We start from the raw sequence: 25,659 nt of genomic DNA, 5'->3' as shown, positions 1-25,659 counted from the left end.
GGTCAGATCCAACGGCTGAAAGAGAGCAAAGAGTTGTCCCTTGGACGAGAGCACAGACATGTCCCTGGCCCACCCACGTCATCGGTGGCGTCCAGGGGCAGTGGCCGCCGGGCCGGCGGCCACGCCCGCGGTGGTCGCCCGATGCATCGCACCCGTCGGTTGTTCGCGCGTCGGGGTTTCTGGGCGGCCGTCGTCATGGCTGTCGTGGCCGGTTCCGCCGTTGTGGTCAGCACTGCCTCAGCGGAACCCGTAAGCCCGAAGACCTGGTATGTGCTGGTCAACCGCAACAGTGGCAAGGTGCTGGATGACCGCGCCTACGCCACGAACGACGGCGCGGCGGTGGTGCAGTGGGCACGCCACAGCGGGGCCAACCAGCAGTGGCGGTTCATCGACGCGGGCGGCGGCTACTACCGGCTGCAGAACCGGAACTCCGGCAAGGTGCTCGACGACCTCGGCTGGTCGAAGACCGCCGGCTCCGACATCGTGCAGTGGAGCGACCGGAACGGCGCCAACCAGCAGTTCAAACTGGCGGAGTCTTCGGACGGCTACATGCGGTTGATCAATCGTTTCAGTGGCATGGCCGTCGAGGTACGCAACGCCGCCAAGGCCGACGGGGGCGACGTCATCCAGTACCCCGACCGGGGCGGCGCCAATCAGCAATGGCGACTCGTCCCGGCCGGGAGCGTCGACAACGGCGGCACACCCACCGCGCCGAGCGGCAGCGCTCCCACGAGCCAGGCTCCGAGCGGCTCGCACCCGTCGTCGCCGTCGTCTCCCGAGGCTGGTGGCGACAGCTCGACGAAACGCTTCATGGGGAGCAGCACGGTGCTCATCGGCGGCTCGATGTCCGACGCCTCGGCGAACGCCGCCCCGTTCGACGTGCGGTACGCGTATGTGCACAGCCAGCCCGCGCCGTCGTCGGCCTACTACTCGGCATCCCTCTGCCAGGCCGCGTGGTCGAGCTGGTGGGGCTGCTGGAACGGCAGCACCACGGCGCCCGGCACTTACGTGACCTGGCGGGACACCGTGGCGGCCCACGCGACGTACAAGGGCAGCCCGCGCCCGCAGAAGATGCTCTGGACCTGGTACTCGTTGCGCGACCTCGGGGATGCGGCAGGACAGGGCGACGGTCCGGGCGAGGTCGTGGCCATCAACCGGCTCGACCTGCTCACCCGGTACATGAACGACTACCGTTTCTTCCTCCAGAAGATCGGCAACTCGAACGACATGATCGACCTCGAACCCGACTTCTGGGGTTACGTCCGGTCGCTCGGCGATCCGCACAAGGTTGCCGCGCAGGTCTCGGCCGCAAATCCGACGGATTGCGGATCCCAGGAGAACAGCGCCGCCGGACTTTCCCGCTGCCTGATTTCGATGGCGCACAAGTACGCGCCGCACACCGCAGTGGGGCTCCACCTCACCTGCTGGGACTGGCAGAACAACACCCAGGGATGCATCAAGGACTACGCAAGCCTCGGGGCACAGAACGCCGACCTCCTGGTCACCGACGTGTCGGACCGCGACGCAGGCTGGTACGCACAGCCGGCCCACGGCGGCCGTGACACCTTCTGGACCGACCAGAAGGCCGCTGACTCGCTGAGGTTCTACAAGACGATGGCCGAGTCCGTGGGCAAGCCGGTGGTCCTGTGGCAGATCCCCGTGGGCAACATGGCGCAGAACAACACCCTCAACCACTACAAGGACGACAAGGTGGACTGGTTGTTCGGGCACATGGACCAGGTGGCGGACGCGCATATCGCCGGCCTGCTGTTCGGTGCAGGGCAGCAGGAGCAGACATCGATCGAGACCGACGGCGGAAACCTGATCAGCAAGACGATCGCCTATCACAACAGGGGCGGTACGGCGCTCAAGTAGGCGGTAGTGCGAACCCGGCCCCATCTCTGCGATGGGGCCGGGTTCGCCCCCTGCCCACAAACGGGGCTCCGTGGGGCAACTCCGTGTCCGAGGCGGGTCGACGGCTGACGATACGCCACCCACCGGACAGGAGCACCAGTCCCAGCACCGGGTCAGGAGTGAGGGCTGTCCTCCACCTTCTCGAAGAAGAACTCGTGTTTGAGGAAGGAGACGTCGTACTCGTGCCCGGCATGAGGCGGCAGCAGTTGGGAGGCCTGGAACAGGCGCCACCCGTCGCGCAGCGCGGCGAGCCCTGTGGGATAGGGCGGCTCGTCGCTGTCGCCGGTCGTCGGACGGGTACGGCCGGTCCCGTCGTATCGGGACCAGCCCACGACATCGGAGTCCAGCGCCGACGTCGCGAGATAGAGGACCAGAACCTGCTGTCTCATGCGGGAATCCTCAAGGCCGGCCGATTGTTCACGCGCGTGACCCAGTACTCGACATCGAACGAGTCGTCGCCGGTCAGGGCCCGCCACAACAGGACCCGGTTGTAGATCTCCAGTCGGGCCGTGGCCTGCTCGTACCAGGGGAAGTACGTATTGAGTTCCGCGGCCACCGCAGGGTCGTGCAGGTCGGAGACGTCCCACAGACACACCTGCGGTACGGTCGGGTTGAGGCGGAGTTTGTACATGTAGCGACGACCCGCGGTGTCGTTGCGGCGGCCACTGTGCCAGATGCCGTGGTGCACGAGAACGACCGTGCCTGCCGGGCAGGTCAGACGGGTCTGCCCCCTGAGGTTCTGGACACGGCCGACGTCCGTCTCGTTGATCCTGCGGAGATGGCTTCCGGGCACACTGAGGGTGCCGCCCATCTCGGCCGTCACCTCGTGCGGGTAGTACATGAGCTGGATGTCGAACGCATCCGGCCGCACATCGATGATCGCGTCTGAGTGGAGCGGCTGCGCCTGTCCCTCGTGCGGCTCGCGCACATGCACCGCATGGTGGTCGACGGTCGGCTCGGGGCCGACCAGGCTCTCGACGGCGCCTGCGACGACCGGCAGGGCAAGCAGCTCGTGGACGAAGGTGTCCCGCGCGAACGCCACGCCCAGCGGAGTGCCGTAGGACACTTCCGGCAGGCCCTCGGTCAAGGCCGCGATGGCCCGTTCATTGATCTCCTGCGGCACCACCCCGGCCAGGCGCAGAAATCCCTGCGCGACGAAGCGCGCCACCTGAACCGATGTCAGGAGTTGCTTACTGGTTGACATGCGACGAACGTACGTGCCCTGCCGGGATCGGTCGTGGGCTGAAATCGTCCAGTGCTGGTAATTTTCCATCCTCGTGAAGCACACGACACTGCGGCTCGACGAGGCGCCCACCGTGGTCGACGCCGGCATCGGGGTGCACGGCGTCTCCACCGCCCACGACGTCTTCCGGCTGCCCGGCCTGTGGCAGCTGCACCTCTACAACTACGAGGGTGCTCTGTCCCTCGGGCAGTCGGTCCATCCCATACGCCCCGGCCACGTCAGCCTGGTGCCGCCGGACACGGAGGTGCACTTTCACTACCGGGGCAGGTCGGAGCATCTCTACGTCCATCTGCGGCTGCACGACGGCGGAACCGCACGGGTGGTGCCGGTGATGCAGGACGCCGCGGCCGAGAGCACACGCCTGGCCGATCTGCTCCGACACGCCGTGACGGCCATGCCGACTTCTCCCCCGCGAGCCTCGGCCGAGGTCTGGACCGCTCTGTGGCGCATCGCCGAGTTGCCGCGGGGTGAGGGAGCCGGGCACCGTCACCCTTTCGTGGCAGCCGCCCAGGCCTACGTCGAGGAACACCTGGCCGACCCGTTGTCCGTACCGGACGTCGCTCGCGCCGTCGGGATCTCCCACACACACCTGACGCGCGTGTTCCGTGCCGAAACCGGCCGCACAGTCGTTTCGTACATCCGGCATCGTCGCCTGCAGCGCGCCCGCCACCTCCTGTTGTCCTCCACCCTGTCCATCACCGCCATCGCCGCGGCCGTCGGCATCGCCGATCTCCAGGCCTTCAACAAGGCCTGCCGCCGTGAACTCGGCGCGAGCCCGCGTGACGTACGTGCGGCTGCCCCTGCGGGGATGGACGGCCCAGGAGCGTAAGGGTGCCGGCAGACACCTTCGCGGCCCACTCGGAGTCGAGGTGACAAGGGCTTGCGGGAGGTCAGCCGAGCCGGGCTGCGACGTCGGCCCCTTCCCGTACGAAGACCGGGATGCGCTCCAGTGGGGCCTCGGCGTCGAGCGTCGTTCCGCCCTCCAGTACGCGTCCGGTGGCCGGGTCGAGCCAGCGGGCACCGGACGGCAGGTACACCCGGCGGGCCCGGACACCCGCCTCGTACACGGGTGCCACCAGGACGTCGGGGCCGAGCAGGAACTGGTCGTCCACGTCCCAGGCGTGCTCGTCCTCGGGGAAGTCGAAGAACAGCGGGCGCATCGGCGGGGCGCCGGTGCGGTGGGCGTCCTCGGACAGGCGCCGCAGGTACGGGCGCAGGCGCTCGCGCAGCAACAGGTGGTCGCGGAGGATGCCGTACGCCTCCTCCCCGTACGACCAGGCCTCGTTCGGCCCGCCGGTCATGTCCGCGGAGAAGCTGGGGTGGTTGGGCTTGCGGTCCCCGTGAAGTCGCATGACGGGGCAGAAGGTCCCGTACTGGAACCAGCGGATCAGCAGCTCGCGGTAAGCGGGGTCGTCCGGGTCGCCGCCGAAGAAGCCGCCGATGTCGGTGTTCCACCAGGGGATGCCGCTCATCGCGACGTTCAGGCCGGCCCTGATCTGGCGCCCGAGGGAGGCGAAGGTGGTGGGGATGTCACCGGACCACAGCAAGGCCCCGTGGGCCTGACTGCCCGCCCAGGCGGAGCGGACCAGCGACAGCGGCCGGTCCTCGCCCGCCGCGCGCAGGCCGTCGGCCACTGCGCGGGCGTGCAGCACGGGGTAGAGGTTCGCGACCTCGGCGGCCGGCCCGGCCGCGTAGACGGCGCGGTCGGCGCGGTCCCGGGGCAGGTCGGGCTCGCAGGCGTCCAGCCAGAAGCACGCCACGCCCAGCGAACGGTAGTTGTCGTTCAGCCGCTGCCACAGCGCGGCGCGTGCTCCGGGGTGGGTGGCGTCGTAGTACGCCATCGGGCGGATGAGCGCATCCCCGCTGTACCGGGACGGCCACGGGAAGGTGAGCAGGCCGCCGTCCGCGTCCCGTACCAGGTGCCCGGCCGAGCGCAGTTCGTCGTGTGTCTCACTGCCGGGCTCGACGGTGGGCCACACCGAGACGGCGAGTTTCACCCCGAGGTCCGTCAGCTCCTTGACCATGGCGGCGGGATCGGGCCACTCGCTCTCCTCGAAACGCCAGTCGCCCATCCTCGGCCAGTGGAAGAAGTCGCAGACGATGACGGACAGCGGCAGTCCGCGCTCCTTGTACTGCCGTGCCACCGCCAGGAGTTCGTCCCGGGTGCGGTAGCGGAGCTTCGACTGCCAGAAGCCGGAAGCCCACTCGGGCAGGAGCGGCGGGCGTCCGGTGGCCCGGGTGTAGCAGTCCAGGATCTGGGCCGGGGTGTCGCCGGCGGTGATCCAGTAGTCGATGCGCCCGCCGGCGTCGGCGGTCCACCGGGTGGTGTCGGCGCCCAGTTCGACTCGGCCGGTGGCGGGGTTGTTCCACAGCAGTCCGTAGCCGCGCGAGGAGTGCAGGAAGGGGACGGCCGCCACGGTGTTGCTCTGGACGAGGTCGATCACGCAACCCTTCTGGTCCAGGCGCCCGTTGGGGTTCTGCCCCAGGCCGTGCAGCCGTTCACCGTCGTACGCCTCGAAGTGCTGTTCCGTCCGGCCGCCCGCCGCGTGGACGCGAGGGCCGCCGGGTGGCCCGTACAGGCCCTTGTCGGCGAGGAGTTCGCGGCCCGAGACGGCGTGGCTGAACCTCAGCCGGCCGTCCGCCGAGGCCTCGACCACAAGGCGGCCGTTGACCAGGCGGGCACAGCCGTCGTCCGATACGGACAGTTCGGCCTGCGGGGCGGGCGAGGGGCTCTCCAGCGCACCGGGGGCTGCGGGGTCGACGGTCCCGGACGAGGCCCGCACCCGGACGGCGTCCGGTCCCCAGGGCTCGATGCGGAGAATCTCTGCGGCGGTGTGCCGTTCCAGACCACCGGCGCGGACGATGTAGGGCAAGGTGATTCCTCTGTTCTTCTCAAGTTGCGCGTGAGGACAGCCGGTCGCCGATCATCGGCGTCGTATGTGCTTTCCGCAGCACAGTCCAGGCTGCCGCCTGCTGCGGTGTAACCGGCGGCGAGGTCGCTGTCCGGGCCGGTGCCACCGCCGAAGGCGAGGGATACCAACTCGGTCCAGCAGCACGCGGTAGGCGCTGTTGAACCTGCCGTCGGTCAGCTCGTGCTCCGGACGGCACCCGATGCCGACGGAGGTGCGTAGCAGGGCGTCGAGCGCGGCGGGCGTGAGGTGACGTTTGGTGCGGCTCTGCACGAGCACCTCCGGGTGCCAGGTTTGGAGGGGACAAGGCCCCCGCACGCCCTTGCGGGGGCGCGCGGGGCCTCGCGTCCGGGGGCCGGCCTCACTCCGGGCAGGGCAGCTCGGCCTCCGCGGTGCCGGGCGGGCTGACGTGCAGGACGCCGTCCGGGCCGCCGATGCGCAGCTGCCAGGGGTGCGGGCTGTCGGTGGTCACCCGCAGCAGGCCGCCCTCGCGGCGCAGGTGGAAGACGGCGGTCCGGCCGGGGCCGTCGCTGCGCGGGATCACCACGGTGCGCTCGGCGCCGTCGGCGAAGGCGTGGACCCGCAGTTCCACGCCCTCGGCCCAGGCGGAGACCGGGTGTTGGTCGTCGGCGGCGAGGGGGATGACGGAGTCGGGGCGGGCGAGCAGCGGCAGGGTGTGGAAGCCGTGCTGTTCGCGCACCCAGCGCGGGCCAGTGATCTGATTCCCCGTCAGGAAGTTGGTCCACGTCCCCTCGGGCACGTAGTACTCGACCGTGCCGTCGTCGGTGAAGACGGGGGCGACGAGCAGGTCGTCGCCGAGGAGGTACTGCCGGTCGAGCGTGGCGGCGGCGGGGTCCTCGGGGAACTCCAGCGCCATGGCGCGCATCACCGGGACTCCGGTGGTGTGCGCCTGCTGGGCGGCGCGCTGCAGGTAGGGGGCGAGGCGGTGCTTGAGGAGGGTGAACTCGCGGGTGACCTCGACGGCCTCCTCGCCGTAGTCCCACGGCACCCGGTAGGACTTGCTGCCGTGCAGGCGGCTGTGCGAGGAGAGCAGGCCGAATTGCGTCCAGCGTTTGAAGACGGTGGGGGTGGGGGTGCCCTCGAAGCCGCCGATGTCGTGGCTCCAGAAGCCGAACCCGGACAGACCGAGGGAGAGTCCGCCGCGCAGTGACTCGGCCATGGCGTTGAAGTGCGATTCGCAGTCGCCGCCCCAGTGCACCGGGTACTGCTGGCCGCCGGCGGTGGCGGAGCGGGCGAAGAGCAGCGCCTCGCCCTCGCCGCGCTCGGCGCGCAGCAGCTCGAAGACGGCCCGGTTGTACAGGTGGGTGTAGTAGTTGTGCATCAACTCCGGGTCGGAGCCGTCGTGCCAGACGACGTCGGTGGGGATGCGCTCGCCGAAGTCGGTCTTGAAGCAGTCCACGCCCTGCGCGAGAAGTGTGCGCAGCTTGCCGGTGTACCAGGCGCGGGCGGCCGGGTTGGTGAAGTCCACCAGTGCCATGCCGGGCTGCCACAGGTCCCACTGCCAGACGGTGCCGTCCGGGCGACGCACCAGGTAACCCTCGCGCATGCCCTCCTCGAACAGCGGGGACTTCTGCGCGATGTAGGGGTTGACCCAGGCGGAGATCCGCAGGCCCTGCTCCTTGAGCCGGGCCAGCATGCCCGCCGGGTCGGGGAAGGTGTCGGAGTCCCAGTCGAAGTCGCACCACTGGTACTCGCGCATCCAGAAGCAGTCGAGGTGGAAGACGCTCAGCGGGATGCCGCGCTCGGCCATGCCGCCGACGAAGCGGTTGACGGTGGCCTCGTCGTAGTCGGTGGTGAAGGACGTGGTCAGCCACAGGCCCAGCGCCCAGGCCGGGGGCAGTGCGGGGCGGCCGGTGAGCGCGGTGTAGCGGGCCAGGATCTGCTTCGGGGTCGGGCCGTGGACGATGAAGTACTCCAGCGACTGGTCCTCGACGCTGAACTGCACCTGCCCGACCGACTCCGAGCCGACCTCGTAGCTGACCTTGCCCGGGTGGTTGACGAAGACGCCGTAGCCCCGGTTGGTCAGGTGGAACGGGATGTTCTTGTAGGCCTGTTCGCTGCTGGTGCCGCCGTCGGACTGCCAGATGTCCACCGTCTGCCCGTTCCTGACGAACGGGGTGAACCGCTCCCCCAGCCCGTACACCAACTCGCCTACTCCCAGGGAGAGCCGGCCGAGCATGTGGTGACGGCCGTCGGCGTCGGTGACGAAGCCGGTGCCGCGCTCACCCACGGAGGTCAGCACCCGGCCCCCGGCGGTGAACTCCAGCCGCCACGGCTGGGAGGTGTCGACCCGCAGCGTCAGTTCTCCGGAGCTGAGCTGCACCACCTCGCCCTCGCGGTGCACCTTTCCGGCCCCCGGCTCCGCACCGAGCAGCGCGAACTCCGGCCCGCGGCGCACCGATCCGGCGTGGTGCGTCGTGCGCACGCCGATCACGCCCTCGGCCGGTGACCAGCACTCGACCGTCAGCAGCGGGCTGTTGAGCGTGTCACCGCGGCCGCGCACGTGCTTGACGGGCGTGTAGAGGGTCATCCGGTCCTCGCCGGTGCGGACGTCGGCGACCTCGGTGGCGTAGCGCGCGGTGACGCCGGGGCGCATCAGCCAGTAGCCGTCGGTGAACTTCATCGGGCAGCTTCCTCCGTCCGCGCGCGGTGCGCGGTGATCAGGCCCCGGTACCAGTGGTAACTGTCCTTGGGGGTTCGGGTCAGGGTGTCGTAGTCGACGCGGACCAGGCCGAAGCGTTGCTCGTAGCCGCGGGCCCACTCGAAGTTGTCCAGCAGGGACCAGACGTAGTAGCCGCGCACGTCGACGCCGGCCGCGATGGCGTCGGCGACGGCGGTGAGGTGGTCGGCCAGGTAGTCGATCCGTTCCGCGTCGTGGACGAGGCCGTCGGGGGCGACGGTGTCGTCCTCGGCGGAGCCGTTCTCGGTGATCCAGACCGGCGGGAGCTGCGGGTAGCGGGCGTGGAGTCCGCAGAGCAGTTCGGTGAGCGCGGACGGGACGACGGGCCAGCCCATGGTGGTGAGCCGGGTGCCGTACGGGTTCGGCTCGGCGACGCCGATGTCCACGGCGGTGCGCAGTTCGGGGTCGTCCTCGCGGTGGGGGGCGGCCTCGACGGTGACCGGCCGGTAGAAGTTGATGCCGACGAAGTCCATGGGTGCGCCGATCAGTTGCAGGTCCCCCGGCCGGCGCCAGGGGCCGTCGGCCAGTCCCTCCCAGGTCTCGGCCTCGTGCTCGGGGTAGCGCCCGGCGAACAGCGGCTCCGTCCAGACCTCGTTGTGCAGCACCTCGGCCCGGCGCAGGGCGGCGAGGTCCTCGCTGCGGTCGGAGGCGGCGTGCAGCCGGTCGAGGTTGAGCGTGATGCCGACCTCGCGGGCGCCGGCGGCACGCAGCTCCCGCACGGCCAGGCCATGGGCGACCAGCAGGTGGTGGGCGCCCGCCAGGGCCCCGCGGCCCTCCCGGGCGCCGGGCGCGTGCCGGCCCTCGGCGTAGCCGACGAAGGCGGAGCAGAACGGCTCGTTGAGCGTGATCCAGCGCTCCACCCGGTCGCCGTAGTGCTCGGCGGCGAGGGCCGCGTACTCCGTGAAGGCCTCGGTGGTCTCCCGGACGCGCCAGCCGCCGCGGTCTTCCAGGGCCTGGGGCAGGTCCCAGTGGTAGAGGGTGGCGGCGGGCGCGATTCCGGCGGCGAGCAGTTCGTCGATCAGCCGGTCGTAGAAGTCCAGGCCCTTCCGGTTGACCGCACCGGTGCCGTCGCGCAGCAGGCGCGGCCAGGAGATCGAGAAGCGGTAGCCGTCGACGCCGAGTCCGCGGAGCAGGGCGACGTCCTCCGGGTAGCGGTGGTAGTGGTCGCAGGCGGTGTCGCCGGTGGCGCCGCCGAGGGTACGGCCCGGGCTGTGGCTGTAGGTGTCCCAGATGGAGGGGCCGCGGCCGTCCTCGTCGTGGGCGCCCTCGATCTGGTACGCGGCGGTGGCGGCACCGAACCGGAAGCCGGGTGGCAGTTCAGGGAAGGCCAACCTGCTCATGCGGCGCACCTCACTGTTCTCTCGGTGATCGGGAACGGCGGTCACAGCTCCGGTGCCAGCCCGCGGTCACGCAGCCAGGACAGCTGGACGGGCGGGTTGGAGCCGCAGCCGCCGGCGTGGTCGGCGAAGGGCCAGACGGTCATGGTGCGGTCCTCTCCCGCGTAGTGGTTGAAGGCCGCGTAGACCGTCCGGGGCGGGCAGATCGGGTCCATCAGGCCGACGCTGAACAGGGCAGGTGCGGTGGCCCGCTGGGCGAAGTGGACGCCGTCGAAGTAGTCGAGGGTGGCGAAGGTCGGCTGCAAGCGGTGCCGACTGTGCCAGCGCAGATACTTGACGAGCTCCTGGTACGGCCCGTCCAGGGACATCTGCGCGCCCTGGCGGTAGTGGCACAGGAACGGGACGTCCGGCATCACCGCGGCCACCCGGTCCCCGGTGAGCCCGGCGACGGCGAGGGCCAGGCCGCCGCCCTGGCTGCCGCCGGCCACCACGATCCGGTTGGCGTCGAGACCGGGCAGCTCTGCGACGGCGTCCACGGCGCGCACGCAGTCGGTGATCAGGCGCCGGTAGTAGTAGTTGTCCGGGGAGTCGATGCCGCGGGTCATGAAGCCCTCGACCCACTGGGTGCCGTCGCCCATGGTCTGGTCCGGGGTGTCGTGGCCCTGTCCCCGGCTGTCCACGACGAGCTGGGCGTAGCCGACGGCAGGCCAGAACAGATGTTCGGTCGGTAGTCCGCGGCCGCCGCAGTAGCCCATGTACGTGACGACGACCGGCAGCGGGCCCTCCACGCCGCGCGGGCGCAGCAGCCAGGCGGCCACCGGCTCGCCGTTCCAGCCGGGGAACCGTACGTCATCGACCTCGACGGTGCGCAGTCCGTACTGCGCGGTGACGAGTTCGGTCTTGACCACCCCACCGTGCGAGCGGGCCTCGGCGAGGGTGCGCCGCCAGAACTCGTCGAAATCCTGCGGAATGCTCGACTCGGGCTGATAGCCGGCGAGTTCGTCGAGTCCGAAGTCGGTGAGCGGCACGGGGGATTCCTCCGGGTGTTGCGAGGACGAGGTGAGGTGGTGGGGCGTCAGCAGCGACATGGGGGCCGCCTCCGGGCGGCGGGTGACGGGTCGGAACGGATGCGGCAGCGGGCGGGTCTTCCGGCGCGCAGGCCGGGCAGGGAGGGGAGGGGAAGGTGGTCCGCCCCCCTCATAGGCGGACCACCGGTCTGTGGGGTGGGAGGCCTCAGCCGGCCCCGCCGAAGCGGAAGGCGGTCAGCCGGAAGTCGCCGTGCAGGGTCAGGCTCAGGTCGTGCACGCCGTGGAGCGGGGCGGCGAGCTCGGCGGTGGTGCTGGTCCATGCGTAGCGGTCGCCGGTCACGGGCACCTCGATCGCGGCCAGCACCCGGCCGCCGGAGCGGACTTCGAGCCGCGCCCCGCCCGTGCCGGTGCCCTCGCGGGCGGTCTCGACCTCGATCGTGCGGGCGCCGGAGAGGTCGACCTCGCGGAAGAGGAGCCTCGCGGGCTGGGCGGGATCGGTGGGCGTGACGGCGTCGCCGTCGGAGCGGGTGGCGTCGACGATGGTGGCGTCCTCGTAGTCGTCGAAGTCGACGGCCAGGATCCGGTGTGCGACGCCCGGCCGGGGTGCGGCGGGCGTCCCGGTCACGGTGAGCGGCGCGATGAGCACCGGGTGGTCGGCGCTGCGGGCGACGATCACCTCGTAGCGGCCGGGGTCGACGGCGAAGTCCCCGGTGGCGACGGACCAGTGGGCGAGCTGCTCGGCCGACAGCCGGAAGGTCAGCTCGCGGCTCTCCCCCGGCTCCAGCCGGACCTTGCGGAAGTCGGCCAGGCGCAGCCGGGGTGCCTCGTAACGGGCCTCCAGGGCGCGGACGTAGACCTGGACCACCTCGCTGCCGGGCCGCGCTCCGCCGTTCTCCAGGGTCACGGTGGCCTCGACCGAGCCGTCCTGGCCGATCGACGGGTGCGACAGGCGCAGGTCGCGGTGGGCGAAGTCGGTGTAGGACAGCCCGTGGCCGAAGGGGTAGAGGGGTACGGAGCGGTGGTACTGGTAGGTCCAGCCGGCCTTGATGATGTCGTAGTCGAGCGGTGCGGGCAGCGGGTCGTCGCCCCGGTACCAGGTCTGTGGCAGGCGGCCGGCGGGCTCGGCCTCGCCGAGCAGCACGGCGGCCAGCGCGTTGCCGGTCTCCTGCCCGCCGTGGGAGGTCCACACCACGGCGGGCAGGTGTTCGTCGGCCCAGTCGAGGGCGTAGGGGTAGCTGCTCATCACGACCAGGGCGGTGTCCGGGCGGACGGCCGCGACGGCGCGCAGCAGTTCCTCCTGCCGCTCGGGCAGGTCGATGTCCGCGCGGTCCTCGGTCTCGCGGCCGTTGATCATCGGGTGGTTGCCGAGGACGACCACGGCGACATCCGCCGTTTCGGCGGCCGCCCGCGCCTCGGCGATGCCGTCGCGCACCAACTCGCGCTGCCAGTGCTCGGCCTCCTCCGCGGTCTCGGCGGTGAGGGTGACCCGGCCGTCGGCCCGGTCCACGGCGGCGTAGCGTCCGGTGAACACGGAGCGCAGCAGCACGGTGTCGGGGCCGGCCGGTTCGAGCCGGAAGGTCTCCTTGACGAACCAGCTCTTGATGGTGTCCTGATCGGCGGCCAGGGCGTCGTCGTCCTGAAGACTCAGGTAGCGGCCGGTGTCGGCGGCGCGCAGCGTCGAGGCGCCGCCGCCCCAGTCGGTCAGGTCGAAGGCGGTCTTGCCGAGCAGTTCGCCCGTGGTGCGCGAGCGCAGGGTGATCCGGTCGGAGCCCTCCACCGGGACGATCTCGCCGCCGTGGGCGCCGAGGGCCGCGGCGAGGCCGGTGGCGATACTCACCCGGTACGGCATGGTGCCGCTGTACCAGTCCTCGAAGAGGGTGTCGGCGAGCGGGCCGATGACGGCGATCCGCGGTGTGCGGGCCGGGTCGAGCGGAAGCAGGCCGTCGTTCTTGAGCAGCACCGTCGACTCGGTCGCGGCCCTGCGGGCCAGGGCGCGGTGCTCGGGGCTGTCGATCACCTCGGGGCCGGTGCCCGCATACGGGTCCAGTTCGGGGTCGAACTCACCCAGGCGGAAGCGTAGTTCGAGCTGCCGGCGAACGGCGCGGTCCACGTCGGCCTCGTCGATCAGGCCGCGCTCCAGCGCCTCGCGCAGTCGGCCGACCGGGGTCCCGCTGTCCTCGCCGTGGTCGGTGAAGCTGTCGATGCCGGCCTTGAGCGCGGCCGCGTGGGACTCGGCGTGGTCGTCGAAGTAGTGCTCCGGGTCGACCAGGTTGGAGGGTGCCTCGGCGTCGCTGACCACGAACAGCTCGTGGCCGGTCGGCTCGGCCCAGCGGCGCAGTTCCGCCTCGATGAGCGGACTGACGTGGCAGGGACGGCCGTTGACCAGGTTGTAGGCGGCCATCGCACCGGTCGCGGCGCCGGAGGCGACGACGGGCCGGAAGGCGGCCAGGTCGTACTCCTGGAGCACGCGCGGGCGCAGTCCGGAGGAGGTGGTGCAGCGGTCGTCCTCGTTGTTGTAGGCGAGGAAGTGCTTGAGCACCGGGGCAGAACGCAGGTAAGTCGGATGGTCGCCGGAGAGCCCGTTGCAGAACGCCTCGCCGACCCGCGCGGTGTGCACCGGGTCCTCGGAGTAGCCCTCCTCGTTGCGCCCCCAGCGCGGGTCGCGCAGCAGGTTGAGCACGGGGGCCCAGGCCTGCAGCGAGTTGGCTCCGCGCTCCGGGCCGCCGACCGCCGGCGGGCGGTGGTGGTGGAAGGCCCGCAGCTCGGTCGAGACCGCCTCGGCGACCTCGCGCACCAGGTCCTCGTCCCAGCTGGCGCCGAGTCCGACGGCTTGTGGGAAGACCGTCGCCTCACCCAGCCAGGACACCCCGTGCAGGGCCTCGCTGCCGGTGCGGAATGCGGCGACGCCGAGGCGCGGGACGGCAGGCGCGTACTGGTGCAGCATCGCGATCCGCTCGTCGAGCGTCAGCCGTTCGAGCAGGTCGTCGACGCGCTTGCGCAGTGGCAGCGCGGGATGGCGGAAGTCGGGCAGGCCGGCTGCGGACGCGGGCACGGAACTCACGTGGAATACCCCTCGGGCGGACTGGGCTCGGCGGTCGTAATCGAAGCGCTTCGACGCTGGCACGCTCCAACGAGAGTGTCAACTCCCCAGGTCACTTGGATTTTGCATTTGTTCAGCCTCTTGCCCAATGGGTAACGCGTCGTTAGTGTCGCCGAAATATTCAAGCGCTTCGACGCTTCGACCGCGTTTCGACGGAGAGGGGCCACGCCACCATGAGATCCGGCTTGAACCGCAGGAGCTTCCTGAGTACCGCCGCCACGGTCGCGGGAGCCGCCGCGATGACACCCCTGCTGTCCGCCTGCGGCGGCAGCACGCAACACAAGACCGGTGCGAACACCGCGCAGGGCCTGAAGGCGGCCCTGCCCGCCTACGTGCCCAGCACCGTCATCAAGCCCGACATCCCCTCCGTCACCGGCGGCGACGGCACTGCGACGGACCCCGGCTTCCTCTCCTACCCGGCCTCCCCGGTCGCCAGCGTCTCCGGCGTTCCGGGCAAGGGCGGCAGCTACTCGGCCGTGACGCCGCTGTGGGGCACCGTCCCGCCGGCCGGCAACTCCTTCTACCAGGCCATGAACAAGGCCCTGGGTGTCAACCTCACGATCAAGCCGGCCGACGGCACCCACTACGACACCATCGTTCCGACGATGACCGCCGCCAAGAAGCTGCCGGACTGGATCAACCTGCCGTCCTGGTGGAACAACAACTTCAACACCGGCGAGCTGATCGGCACCCAGCTCGCGGACCTGACCCCGTACCTGTCAGGCGACAGGGTCAAGAAGTACCCCAACCTGGCCGCCATCCCCTCCGGCGCCTGGCAGATGGGGGTCTGGGGCGACAAGCTCTACGGCATCCCCTGCTTCTCCACCAGCTTCTGCATCCCCGGCGCCACCTTTTACCGCCGGGACGTCCTCGATGCCCGGGGCATCACGGCCGACCAGGTGAAGTCCGCCGACGACCTGATGAACCTCGGCAAGGAGCTGACCGACGCCAAGAGGGGCGTGTGGGCCTTCGACGACGTGTGGACCTACCTCTTCACGGCCTGGGGCGCTCCCCAGAACTGGAAGGTCGACAACGGCAAGCTGGTCCACAAGTACGAGACCCAGGAGTTCCTGGAGGCCCTCGACTGGCACCACCGCCTGGCCACCTCCGGCTACATACACCCCGACGCCCTCGCCGGTGACGTCGCCAACGGAGCCACCCGCTTCTACAGCGGAAAGGTACTCATCGCGGGTGGCGGAGGAGGCGCCTGGAATCTGGCCGACCACCAGTCCGGCGTCGCAGCGGACCGGAACTACCGGCGCGGCGCCTTCAACGCCATCACCGGCGACGGCAAGGGCACGCCCGTGATCTGGATGGGCACCGCCGCCAGCATGATCAGCTACCTCAACGCCGATCTGAAGCCCGCTCAGATCGAGGAACTGCTCTCCGTCGCGAACTACCTCGCCGCTCCCTACGGCACGGCCGAGTACACCCTGGTCAACTTCGGTGTCGAGGGCGTGCACCACAAGCGCGTGAACGGCGTGCCGACCTTCACGGACGAGGGCAAGAAGGACGTCCAGGCGACGACCTACCCGTTCCTGGCCGCTCCCCCCTCCGTCATCAGCAATCCGGGGGGCGACATCGTCACCAAGGACTACGCCGCCTGGCAGGCCGCCAACGTCAAGTACCTCGCCAAGCCGGCCTTCTGGGGCATGAACTTCACCATGCCGCAGGCGATCGCCTCGGCCGCAGCCGCACAGGGCGTCGAGGACACCATCAAGGACTGCTACCACGGCAAGAAGAAGGTCTCCGACGTGCAGGACGCCATCGCGAGCTGGCGGTCCGGCCCCGGGGAGCGGCTCAAGCGGTGGATGACCGACAAAGTCCTCAACAAGTACGGCACCGGCCAATGAGCACCGCAGCACCAAAACGCCCGGCCGGCCCCGCGCGGCTCAACTGGCGGATCAGGCTGAGGCGCGACAAGTCGCTCCTGCTGATGACGGTGCCCGCGGTCGTCCTGCTCCTGGTGTTCAACTACGTCCCGCTGTTCGGCATCCTCACCGCCTTCCAGGAGTACGACCCGCTGGTCGGGGTGTGGCACAGCGACTGGGTCGGCTTCGATCAGTTCCGGCAGCTGTTCGGCGACCCGGCGTTCTGGGCCTCGATGAAGAACACGCTGTATCTGAGCTTCGTCCAGCTGGTCCTCTTCTTCCCGGTCCCGATCGCCCTGGCCCTGCTGCTCAACTCCGTGGTGAGCGAGCGGATCCGCAACATCTTCCAGTCCGTCGTCTACCTGCCGCACTTCTTCTCGTGGGTGCTCGCGATCACGATCTTCCAGCAGATGCTGGGCGGCGCCGGCGTGCTCAACCAGTTCCTGCGCCGGCACGACATCGGGACCTGGGACATCATGACCAACCCGCACACCTTCGCGCTGCTGGTCACCTCCCAGGCGATCTGGAAGGAGGCGGGCTGGGGGATCATCGTCTTCCTCGCGGCGCTGAGCGCGATCAACAGCGAGCTGTACGAGGCTGCGGCGGCGGACGGCGCGGGCCGGTTCCGGCGGATGTGGCACATCACGCTGCCGGGCCTGCGCGGCGTGATCGTGCTGATGCTGGTCCTGCGCCTGGGCAACGCGCTGTCGGTGGGCTTCGAGCAGTTCCTGATCCAGCGTGACGCCGTCGGCCACGAGGCCGCGGACGTCCTGGACACCTTCTCCTTCTACTACGGCATCGCCACCGGCGGCTACAGCTACGGCGCGGCGGCCGGGCTCTTCAAGAGCGTGGTCTCCCTCCTGCTCATCTGGGGCGCCAACCGGCTGGCGCACGCCTTCGGCGAGGACGGGCTGTATCGCAGATGACCAACGCACTCACCATCGGTTCGCGGCGCGAGCAGCGCCGCACGGCAGCAGCAGCCGCCCGCCGCCGGGCCCGCTCCGCCCGCCCACCCTGGGAGGAGCCGCCCACCGCCGTCGGCCAGACCGCCAAGGGGCTCACGCTCGGCACAACGCTCGCCGTCATCCTGGTCCCGCTCTGGATCATCGTGGTGACCAGCTTCTCCACCCCCGGCGCCGTCAACCGGGCCGGCGGCCTGGTGATCTGGCCGGACGGCCTGACCACCGAGACGTACCGCCAGATGCTCGGCGACCCGACGGTCGTCACCGCACTGATGGTGAGCCTGGGCATCACCGTGGTCGGCACCGCGATCTCCATGGCCGTCTCCATCCTGTGCGCCTACGGCCTCTCCCGGCCGCGCTCCCTCGGGCACCGCTTCGTCCTGCTGCTGCTGATCACCACGATGTTCGTCAGCGGCGGCCTGATCCCGAGCTTCCTGGTCGTCACGGGACTCGGCGGGTACGACCAGTGGTGGGCGCTGATCCTGCCCAGCGCCGTCTCCGTCTTCAACATCCTGGTACTGCGCGCCTTCTACCAGGAGACCTCCTCCGAACTGATCGACGCGGCCCGCATGGACGGCGCAGGGGACTGGCGGATCCTGTGGTCCGTCGTCCTGCCCACCTCACGCGCCGTCACCGCCGTCACCGCGCTGTTCTACGCCGTGGGCTACTGGAACGCGTTCTTCAACGTGATGCTCTACATGCCGACGGACAGTCAGAAGTGGCCGCTGCAGTACGTGTTGCTCACCTACGTCAACCGGGGCAACGGCCTGCCGGGCTCGGTCAACTCCGGCTTCGGCACGACCCACGCGCAGACCGCGCCGCTGTCGCTGCAGATGGCGGTCGTGGTCCTCACCCTGGTACCGCTGCTGATCGTCTACCCGTTCGTGCAGAAGCACCTGCGCACCGGCGTCCTCACCGGCGCGATCAAGGGCTGAGCCCGGGACTCCCGCAGACGGGAGCGGTCCCGCGCGCCCCTCCCCAGCCGCGTGACAGGGACCGCTCCCCAGAACCGACAGAAGGAAGCAGAACGATGGTGACACTCGCCGATGTGGCCAGGCACGCCGGCGTCTCGTCCAGCACGGTCAGCTACGCACTGAGCGGCAAGCGCCCGATCTCCGACGAGACCAGGACCCGCATCGAGCAGGCCGTCACGGACCTCGGCTACCACCCCCACGCGGGTGCCCGGGCTCTCGCGGGCAAGCGCTCCCACATCATCGCCCTGGTGGTGCCGCTCCACCCCGAGGTGCACGTACCCACCATGATGGAGATCGCCATTGCCGTCACCGTGGCCGCCGCGAGCACGGCTACGACGTCCTGCTGCTCACCAACGACGAAGGGCCCGAGGGCATCCGCCGGGTCGCCGCCACCGGACTCGCCGACGGGGTCATCCTGATGGACGTCCGGCTGGACGACGACCGGATCCCGGTCCTGCAGGCCGAGGAGGTCCCGGCCGCCCTCATCGGCCTGCCCGACGACCCCGCCGGACTCTCCTGCGTCGACCACGACTTCGCCACTGCGGGCGCCCTGTGCGCAGACCACCTGGCCGACCTCGGCCACCGCGACGTCGCCTTCATCGGCTACAGCAGCGGCGTCTACCGCCGCCACGCCGGCTACGCCGAGCGAACCCTGAACGGATTCCGCCAACGCGCCGAGCAGCGCGGTCTGCGCGTCCTCCACCGGCCGTGCGAGGGCACGTACGAGAGCACCGCGGGCACCCTGGCCCGCATCTTCGCGGACCGCCCGGACACCACGGGGCTCGTCGTGCAGAACGAGGCCGCGATCGGCCCGCTGCTCAGCCTGCTGCGCGCCGCCGGACGGACCGTGCCGGAGGACACCTCCCTGCTCGCCATCTGCCCCGATCCGCTGGCGGAGCAGCACTCCCCCCGGCTCACCTCGGTGACCGGTTCCCAGAAGGACCTCGGGCAGGTCGCCGTCGACCAGGTCATGGCGAGGATCGCCGCGACCGGCGCGGGCGACCGGCCGGAGGACCAACTCCTTTTGCTGCCACCGGAGCTGGTGGTCCGCGAAAGCACCGCCCCGGTGCCGCGCCGCAGTTGACACCACGACCGGAAGGACGGTTCCCCGATGGACATCCGCCGGCTCACCGACCGCCTCGGCGGGCTCGCCTTCGGCGGGGACTACAACCCCGAGCAGTGGGACGCGGAGGTGTGGAAGGAGGACGACGCGCTGATGCGCCGGGCGCGGGTCAACCTCGCCACCGTCGGCGTGTTCTCCTGGGCCCTGATGGAGCCCGAGGAGGGGCGGTACGACTTCGCCTGGCTCGACGCCCACCTCGACCGCCTCCACGCGGCCGGCGTCGCCGTCGACCTGGCCACCCCCACCGCCTCCCCGCCGCCCTGGTTCACCCTCGCCCACCCGGACGCCCTGCCGGTCCGCCCCGACGGCGCCCGTCTGACCCACGGCAGCCGGGACACCTACTGCCTCACCGCCCCCGCCTACCGCCGGGCCGCCCGCCGCATCGCCGCCGCCCTCGCCGAACGCTACGGCGACCACCCGGCGCTCGCCCTGTGGCACGTCCACAACGAGTACGTGACCCTCTGCCTGTGCGACCACACCGCCGCCGCCTTCCGGGTCTGGCTGCGCGCCCGCCACGGCTCCCTCGACGCCCTCAACGAGGCCTGGGGCACCGCCTTCTGGAGCCAGAACTACACCTCGTGGGAACAGATCCTCCCGCCCCGAGCCAGCCAGTGGCACCACAACCCCGCCCAGACGCTGGACTTCAGCCGCTTCTGGTCCGACGAGACCCTCGCCGCCTACCGCGAGCAGCGCGACGCGATCCGCGCCCGCAGCGATCGCCCCGTCACCACCAACCTCATGCTGCCCGGCTACCAGAACCTGGACCTGTGGGCCTTCGGCCGCGAGGTCGACGTGGTCTCCGTCAACCACTACCCCAGCGCACCCGGCGTCGACGCCGCCGCCCAGGCCGCCTTCGACGCCGACCGGGCCCGCTCGATCGCCGGCGGCGCCCCCTGGCTGCTGATGGAACAGGGCACCAACACTGTCTACGCCGGCGGCCGCGTCCTCGCCAAGGAGCCGGGGGACATCCTGCGCCACTCGCTCGCCCACATCGCCCGCGGCTCGGAGGGCGCGCTGTTCTTCCAGTGGCGCCAGTCCCGGGCCGGCGCCGAGCAGTGGCACTCGGCGATGGTCCCGCACGCCGGGCCGGACAGCCGCACCTTCCGCGAGGTCACGGCGGCCGGAGAGGCCGTCGCCCGGCTCGGCGAACTCGCCGGCTCCACCGTCCGGGCCGAGGTCGCCGTCCTGCACGACTCGGACGCCTGGTGGGCCATGCGCGTCGACGGGCTCCCGTCGTCCGAGCTCGACTACCTCGCCGCGCTGCGCCGCGCCCACCGGGCGCTCTGGGACACCGGCCGGACGGTCGACTTCGCCCACCCCGAGCACGACCTGAGCCGCTACCGGCTGGTCCTCGCCCCCGCCCTGTTCCTGCTCACCGACGCGGGCGCCGAGAACCTGCGCCGCTACGTCGCCGCCGGCGGCACCCTGCTCGTGCAGCACTTCAGCGGCATGGTCGACGAGCGCCTGCACTCCCGGCTCGGCGGCTACCCGGCCGCCCCGCTGCGCGAGGCGCTCGGCATCCGGGTCGAGGAGTACCGCCCACTGCGCCAGGACGAGCAGATCACGCTCTCCGACGGCTCGACGGCCACCTCCTGGAGCGAATCCCTGCGCACCGAGGGCGCCGAGGCGCTCGCCGCCTACACCCACGGCATGCTCGCCGACAGCCCGGCACTCACCCGCCACGACTTCGGCTCCGGCCACGGCTGGTACCTCTCCACCCGCCTCGACGAATCCGGCTACGCCGCCCTGGTCGGCCGACTGCTCACGGAGGCCAGGGTGCCCCCGGAGCTTCCGGGCCTGCCGACGGGCGTCGAAGCCGTCACCCGGCACGCCCCGGACGGCCGCGGCTGGCACCTGCTGCTCAACCACCGCGCCGAGGCCGTACCGCTGCCCCGGCCGGGCCATGACCTGCTCACGGACGGGCCGCTGAGCGAGCTGGCGCCCGGCGGCTGCGCGGTCCTGCGCGCGCACTGACCTCCCGCCGCGTCTCCCCATCGAGGAAGGCATCATGACCGACCCGCACGAGACGATCCGCTGGGGCCACGACGCCCTGGAGCCGGAGATCTCCCTGGGCGAGCCGGGCCCGCCCCGCCTGGTCCGCCTCGGCGCACCCGGCGAGAAGACCAGCAGTCCGCGCCCCGGCGCACCGCTGCCGCTGGTGGAGGTGACGACCGCGGGCCTCGGCCGCCACTGGTCGGGCCGGCACCTCATCGACTCCCTCCCCGGTGCGCGGCTGCGCCACCGCTCCCACCGCGCGAGCCGGGACGGCGACCGGCACGTGCTCACCGTCGAACTCCACGAGCCGGAGACCGGTCCGACCGCCGAGGCGGTCTGCCGGTCGATGGACGGCGGGCACTGTACGGCCCTGACGACGCCGACCACGGCCTGCGCCACCCGCTGGAGCCCGGCGCCGAGTTCCGCACCGTGCCGGTGGCTCTGGCCCTCTGCGCGGACGGCGGGCCCGACGGTGCCTTCGCCGCCCTCACCCACTACCGCCGCGCCACTCCCGCCGTCACGCCCGAGCAGGGTGCCGTCTGGGCGTACCCGCTGCCCGAGGACTCCCCCGACGAAGTCGCCCTCACCATGGCCAACGCGCTCCTCGGACGCATCCACCTCTCCGGCCGACTCACCGAACTCTCCTCCGAGGCATGCGACTTGGTTTACGAAGCGGTGGCGGCCCACCAGGCGATCCGCGCCGACCTGCCGCAAGCGCTGCCCGCCTGGCCCCGACCACCACCTACGTCACCGCCTGGCGCCGCCACGGCGCGGAGGCCATCCGGGATCTCGACCTGCCCCACCTGGTCAGTGCCGACGTCCGCGTCGAGTGCTCTACCCGTCGTCCAGCCAGGCCGCCACCGTCCTGCACCCGGACACCGCCGGACTCACCCTGACCCCGCCGGCGGCACCGTCCGCCGTCCTGCTCCGCCTCACCAGGACTTCTCCCGAGGGGAGTTGATCGTGCGCCGTGCGACCGCGCGCGCCCCACCGCGCCGGCCCCCATCCGTGCGGAACACACTTCGCGTCCGGGCCCGACCCCAAGCAACCCGCCGGGCTCCACCGTCCAGCTCGCGGGAGTTCGATTCCCCACCCGAACACCACGCACCCCCACACCCCCTGGAGAGACGCAATGAGATCACCCGTCCGACTCTGTCATGATCGCGTCATATCCGTCGCGGCGGCATTGTCACTCGCGGTAACCGGCGCGATCGCCGCCGTCGCACCGCCCGCCGCCGCCGCGAACTCCGTGTCGGTGTCGGTCGACGCCGCCCTGCAGCTCGCCACCGTCCCCGCCACCGGCGTCGGCGTCAACATCCCGGTCTACGACGCCAACATGAACTCCGCCGCCACCCCCGGCCTGCTCAGCACGGCCGGCATCAACACCGTCCGTTACCCCGGCGGCAGCCACTCCGACGTCTACCACTGGCAGACCGGCACCGCCGACGACGGTGCGTACGTCGCCCCGAACACCGGCTTCGACGCCTTCATGGGCACCGTGCGCGCCGCCGGAGCGCAGCCGATCATCACCGCCAACTACGGCTCCGGCACCCCGCAGGAGGCCGCCGCCTGGGTCAAGTACGCCAACGTCACCAAGGGCTACGGCGTCAAGTACTGGGAGGTCGGCAACGAGGTCTACGGCAACGGCGAGTACAGCAACGGCAGCGGATGGGAGTACGACACCCACAGCAGCCACAGCGCCACCACCTACGCCGACAACCTGCTGCAGTACATCTCGGCGATGAAGGCGGCCGACCCGAGCATCAAGATCGGTGCCGTCCTGACCACCCCCGGCTACTGGCCGGACGGCATCGTCGGCCCGGGCGACACCATGGACTGGAACCACACCGTCCTGTCGATCGCCGGCTCAAAGATCGACTTCGCCATCGTGCACGCCTACCCCACCAGCACCAGCCCGGCCGACCTGCTCACCAAACCGCAGGCCCAGAACCCGAACATCGCCGGCACCGTGCGCTCGCTGATCAACCAGTACGCCGGATCCAACGCCCCGAACGTCGGCATCGCGGTGACCGAGGCGAACGCCCAGGCCTACCTGGACACCTCCCCGAACGGACTGTTCGCGCCGGACAACTACCTCACCTGGCTGGAGAACGGCGCGTTCAACGTCGACTGGTGGGACCTGCGCAACGGCACCGACTGCAGCAAGGTGACCACCGTCGAGGGCGCGGCCGACTACAACGACGGCGGCATGGTCTCCAGCGCCTCCAGCTGCGAGCCGCCCCTCAACACCCCCTTCCCCGCCTACTACGGCATCCAGATGATCAGCAGGCTGGGCTCACCTGGGGACACGCTGGTCAAGGCCGCCAGCTCGTCCTCGCTGCTCTCCGCGCACGCCGTCCGCCGCGCCAACGGCGATGTGGACGTCATGCTGATCAACAAGGACCCGAACAACGACGCCACGGTGAACCTCTCCTACACCGGGTTCACCCCTTCCTCCGCCACCCCGACCGTCCACTCCTACCTCAAGAACGCCCGCTCGATCGGCACCACCCAGAGCGGCAGCCCGACCACCCAGACCGTGCCCGCCTACGGCATCACGGTCGTGCAGATGCACCCGACCAACGCGGCCTGCCGGGTCGTCTACAACAAGAACGAGTGGTCGGGCGTCATGGTCGGCAACGTGACCGTCGTCAACAACGGCCTCGGTCAGGTCAACGGCTGGGACCTCGGTTTCAACTTCCCCGGCGACAACACCATCACCAACAGCTGGAACGCCTCGGCGTCACAGAGCGGTCCGAGCATCAACGCCGCGAACGTGTCCTACGACGCCACCGTCCCGCAGGGCGGGAGCGTCCAGTGGGGCTTCCGGGCCACCTGGTCCCGCAGTGACGCCGATCCGTCCGCCTTCTGGTTCAACGGCGCCTCCTGCGCGATCGGCTGAACCCGATGAGCCGGTGGTGCCCACGGACTCCCCAGGGTCCGGGGCACCACCCACCGAACACAGACCTCCGAAAGGAACCGACCACGTGTCAGACCAGTCCCAGCGCGCCGGCACCGTCCCCAACCCGGTGATTCCCGGCTTCCACCCCGACCCCAGCGTCTGCCGCGTGGGCGACGACTACTACCTCGTCTGCTCCAGCTTCGAGTACTTCCCCGGCATCCCGGTCTTCCACAGCCGCGACCTGGTGAACTGGACGCAGATCGGCAACGCCCTGGACCGGCCGAGCCAGCTGCGCCTCCCGCGCGACATGCCCTCCTCCGGAGGGATCTACGCACCGACGCTGCGCCACCACGACGGCCGCTTCTGGCTGATCGTCACCAACGTCGGCGACGGCGGGAACATGCTGTTCACCGCCACCGACCCGGCCGGTCCGTGGTCCGACCCCGTCCGGCTGCCCGGAGTCCCCGGGATCGACCCGGACCTCGCCTGGGACGAGGACGGCACCTGCTGGTGCACCGTCGCCGGCGTCTCCCAGGTCCGCATCGATCCGACCACCGGCGAGACCCTCGGCGAGCCGTACCGGATCTGGTCCGGTACCCCCGGCGCCCTGGCCCCCGAGGCCCCGCACCTGTACCGCATCGGCGGGTACTGGTACCTGATGATCGCCGAGGGCGGCACCGAGCGCGGCCACGGCGTGTCCATCGCCCGCGGCCTCACGCCCTCCGGCCCGTTCGAGCCGTGCCCGGCCAACCCGGTACTGACCCACCGCAGCACCGCCCGCCCGATCCAGAACACCGGGCACGCCGATCTCGTCCAGGCTCCCGACGGCTCCTGGTGGATGGTGCTGCTCGGCGTACGGCCGCGCGGCGGCACCCCGGGCTGGCACGTGCTCGGCCGGGAGACCTTCCTCGCCCCGGTCGAGTGGGTGGACGGCTGGCCGGTCGTCGGCGAGGTCACCCCCGAACTGCCCACCCCGGCCTGGCCGCTGCACCCCGCGCCCGCCGCACCGACCCGGGACGACTTCGAGCAGGCCGAGCTGCATCCCCGGTGGATCTCGCTGCGCGAGCGGCCGGAGCACCTGTGCACCACGAAGGAACGACCCGGCTGGCTGACCCTTCACGCCGCGGGGGCCTCCTTGGACGAGAACGACGCGGCCTTCGTCGGCCGGCGCCAGCAGCACCTCGCCTGCCGGGCCCGCACCCTGGTCGACGCCACCGGCGGCCGCGGCGGCCTCGCTGTCCGCCTGGACGAGGAGCACCACTACGAGATCGAGGCGGCCGACGGCGAGGTGAGGGTGCTCGCCCGGATCGGCTCGCTGCGCACCGAGGTCGCCGCTCGTCCGGTGGCCGCCGGAGCGGTGGTACTGGGTGTCGAGATCGCTCCGCTGCCCCCGAGCGGCGCGCGGACCGGGCCCGACACCCTCTCCTTCGGCATCGAGGAGCCGGACGGCACCTTCACCGCACTCGCCGCGCTCGACGGCCGCTACCTGTCCACCGAGGTGGCCGGCGGCTTCACCGGCCGGGTCATCGGCATGTACGCCGCTGCCGGAACCGTCCACTTCGACCGGTTCGACTACGAGCCCCTCCCGCTGCCCTGACAA

15 protein-coding genes and 1 pseudogene are annotated in these 25,659 nt (G+C 70.9%); 9 read left to right on the top strand and 7 right to left on the bottom strand.

All coding sequences use genetic code 11. The annotated features are described in order from the left end of the window. Positions 1 to 141 precede the first annotated feature (141 nt). Complete coding sequence (locus tag ACFYZB_RS23785) at positions 142 to 1,875, top strand: RICIN domain-containing protein (RefSeq protein WP_388761955.1); 1,734 nt, start codon at positions 142 to 144, stop codon at positions 1,873 to 1,875. A gap of 152 nt (positions 1,876 to 2,027) precedes the next feature. Here the strand turns inward: ACFYZB_RS23785 and ACFYZB_RS23780 are convergent, their stop codons facing one another. Both ACFYZB_RS23780 and ACFYZB_RS23775 read right to left on the bottom strand, forming a co-directional pair. Then, positions 2,028 to 2,303, bottom strand: coding sequence for a hypothetical protein (locus ACFYZB_RS23780; protein WP_388761952.1), 276 nt, complete (start codon positions 2,301 to 2,303; stop codon positions 2,028 to 2,030). After that, positions 2,300 to 3,118, bottom strand: coding sequence for a phytanoyl-CoA dioxygenase family protein (locus ACFYZB_RS23775; RefSeq protein ID WP_388761949.1), 819 nt, complete (start codon positions 3,116 to 3,118; stop codon positions 2,300 to 2,302). Before ACFYZB_RS23775 ends, ACFYZB_RS23780 begins: the two co-directional genes overlap by 4 nt. A gap of 73 nt (positions 3,119 to 3,191) precedes the next feature. Between ACFYZB_RS23775 and ACFYZB_RS23770 the strand changes: the two genes are divergently transcribed. After that, positions 3,192 to 3,986 (top strand): helix-turn-helix domain-containing protein, encoded by a 795-nt coding sequence (locus ACFYZB_RS23770; RefSeq protein ID WP_388761946.1) that lies wholly within the window; start codon positions 3,192 to 3,194, stop codon positions 3,984 to 3,986. Between the two features lie 61 nt (positions 3,987 to 4,047). Here ACFYZB_RS23770 and ACFYZB_RS23765 read toward each other — a convergent pair whose 3' ends face one another. From ACFYZB_RS23765 to ACFYZB_RS23745, 5 genes are all read right to left on the bottom strand, one after another. Next, entirely contained in the window at positions 4,048 to 6,030 is a 1,983-nt protein-coding gene (locus tag ACFYZB_RS23765; protein WP_388761943.1) for a TIM-barrel domain-containing protein, read from the bottom strand. A 397-nt stretch (positions 6,031 to 6,427) separates the two neighbouring features. After that, positions 6,428 to 8,710, bottom strand: coding sequence for an alpha-xylosidase (gene yicI, locus ACFYZB_RS23760; RefSeq protein ID WP_388761940.1), 2,283 nt, complete (start codon positions 8,708 to 8,710; stop codon positions 6,428 to 6,430). Next, positions 8,707 to 10,107, bottom strand: a complete 1,401-nt coding sequence (locus ACFYZB_RS23755; protein WP_388761937.1) for a GH1 family beta-glucosidase — start codon at positions 10,105 to 10,107, stop codon at positions 8,707 to 8,709. The genes yicI and ACFYZB_RS23755 overlap by 4 nt, the downstream gene beginning before the upstream one ends. A 41-nt stretch (positions 10,108 to 10,148) precedes the next feature. Next, positions 10,149 to 11,192, bottom strand: a complete 1,044-nt coding sequence (locus ACFYZB_RS23750; RefSeq protein WP_388761934.1) for an acetylxylan esterase — start codon at positions 11,190 to 11,192, stop codon at positions 10,149 to 10,151. 145 nt (positions 11,193 to 11,337) lie between these two features. After that, on the bottom strand, positions 11,338 to 14,184 hold the full coding sequence (locus ACFYZB_RS23745) for a glycoside hydrolase family 3 C-terminal domain-containing protein (protein ID WP_388762088.1): 2,847 nt from the start codon (positions 14,182 to 14,184) through the stop codon (positions 11,338 to 11,340). A gap of 221 nt (positions 14,185 to 14,405) precedes the next feature. Between ACFYZB_RS23745 and ACFYZB_RS23740 the strand changes: the two genes are divergently transcribed. The 7 genes and pseudogenes from ACFYZB_RS23740 to ACFYZB_RS23710 all read left to right on the top strand — a co-directional run bounded on the left by ACFYZB_RS23740 (position 14,406) and on the right by ACFYZB_RS23710 (position 25,656). Next, the gene (locus ACFYZB_RS23740) at positions 14,406 to 16,085 is read left to right on the top strand and encodes a Tat pathway signal sequence domain protein (protein WP_388761932.1); all 1,680 of its coding nucleotides are present in this window, start codon (positions 14,406 to 14,408) and stop codon (positions 16,083 to 16,085) included. After that, positions 16,082 to 17,029 (top strand): ABC transporter permease, encoded by a 948-nt coding sequence (locus ACFYZB_RS23735; protein ID WP_388761929.1) that lies wholly within the window; start codon positions 16,082 to 16,084, stop codon positions 17,027 to 17,029. The genes ACFYZB_RS23740 and ACFYZB_RS23735 overlap by 4 nt, the downstream gene beginning before the upstream one ends. Next, positions 17,026 to 18,000: a carbohydrate ABC transporter permease gene (locus tag ACFYZB_RS23730; protein WP_351207670.1), complete on the top strand. Its 975-nt coding sequence runs from the start codon at positions 17,026 to 17,028 to the stop codon at positions 17,998 to 18,000. Before ACFYZB_RS23735 ends, ACFYZB_RS23730 begins: the two co-directional genes overlap by 4 nt. A gap of 95 nt (positions 18,001 to 18,095) precedes the next feature. Continuing rightward, a pseudogene (locus ACFYZB_RS23725) lies at positions 18,096 to 19,123 on the top strand (LacI family DNA-binding transcriptional regulator). Positions 19,124 to 19,150: 27 nt separating this feature from the next. Continuing rightward, on the top strand, positions 19,151 to 21,136 hold the full coding sequence (locus tag ACFYZB_RS23720) for a beta-galactosidase (protein WP_388761927.1): 1,986 nt from the start codon (positions 19,151 to 19,153) through the stop codon (positions 21,134 to 21,136). A gap of 1,207 nt (positions 21,137 to 22,343) precedes the next feature. Then, a complete protein-coding gene (locus tag ACFYZB_RS23715) occupies positions 22,344 to 24,059 on the top strand; it encodes a cellulose binding domain-containing protein (RefSeq protein ID WP_388761924.1) in 1,716 nt (571 codons plus the stop codon). Positions 24,060 to 24,144: 85 nt separating this feature from the next. Further along, on the top strand, positions 24,145 to 25,656 hold the full coding sequence (locus ACFYZB_RS23710) for a glycoside hydrolase family 43 protein (protein ID WP_388761921.1): 1,512 nt from the start codon (positions 24,145 to 24,147) through the stop codon (positions 25,654 to 25,656). Positions 25,657 to 25,659: the final 3 nt, after the last annotated feature.

Origin of the sequence: Streptomyces sp. NPDC001852, from assembly GCF_042891825.1 — a bacterium.
GTDB lineage: Bacteria > Actinomycetota > Actinomycetes > Streptomycetales > Streptomycetaceae > Streptomyces.
Note: the sequence above shows the minus strand (reverse complement) of the source record. Positions and strands in the feature narration are given on the sequence as shown.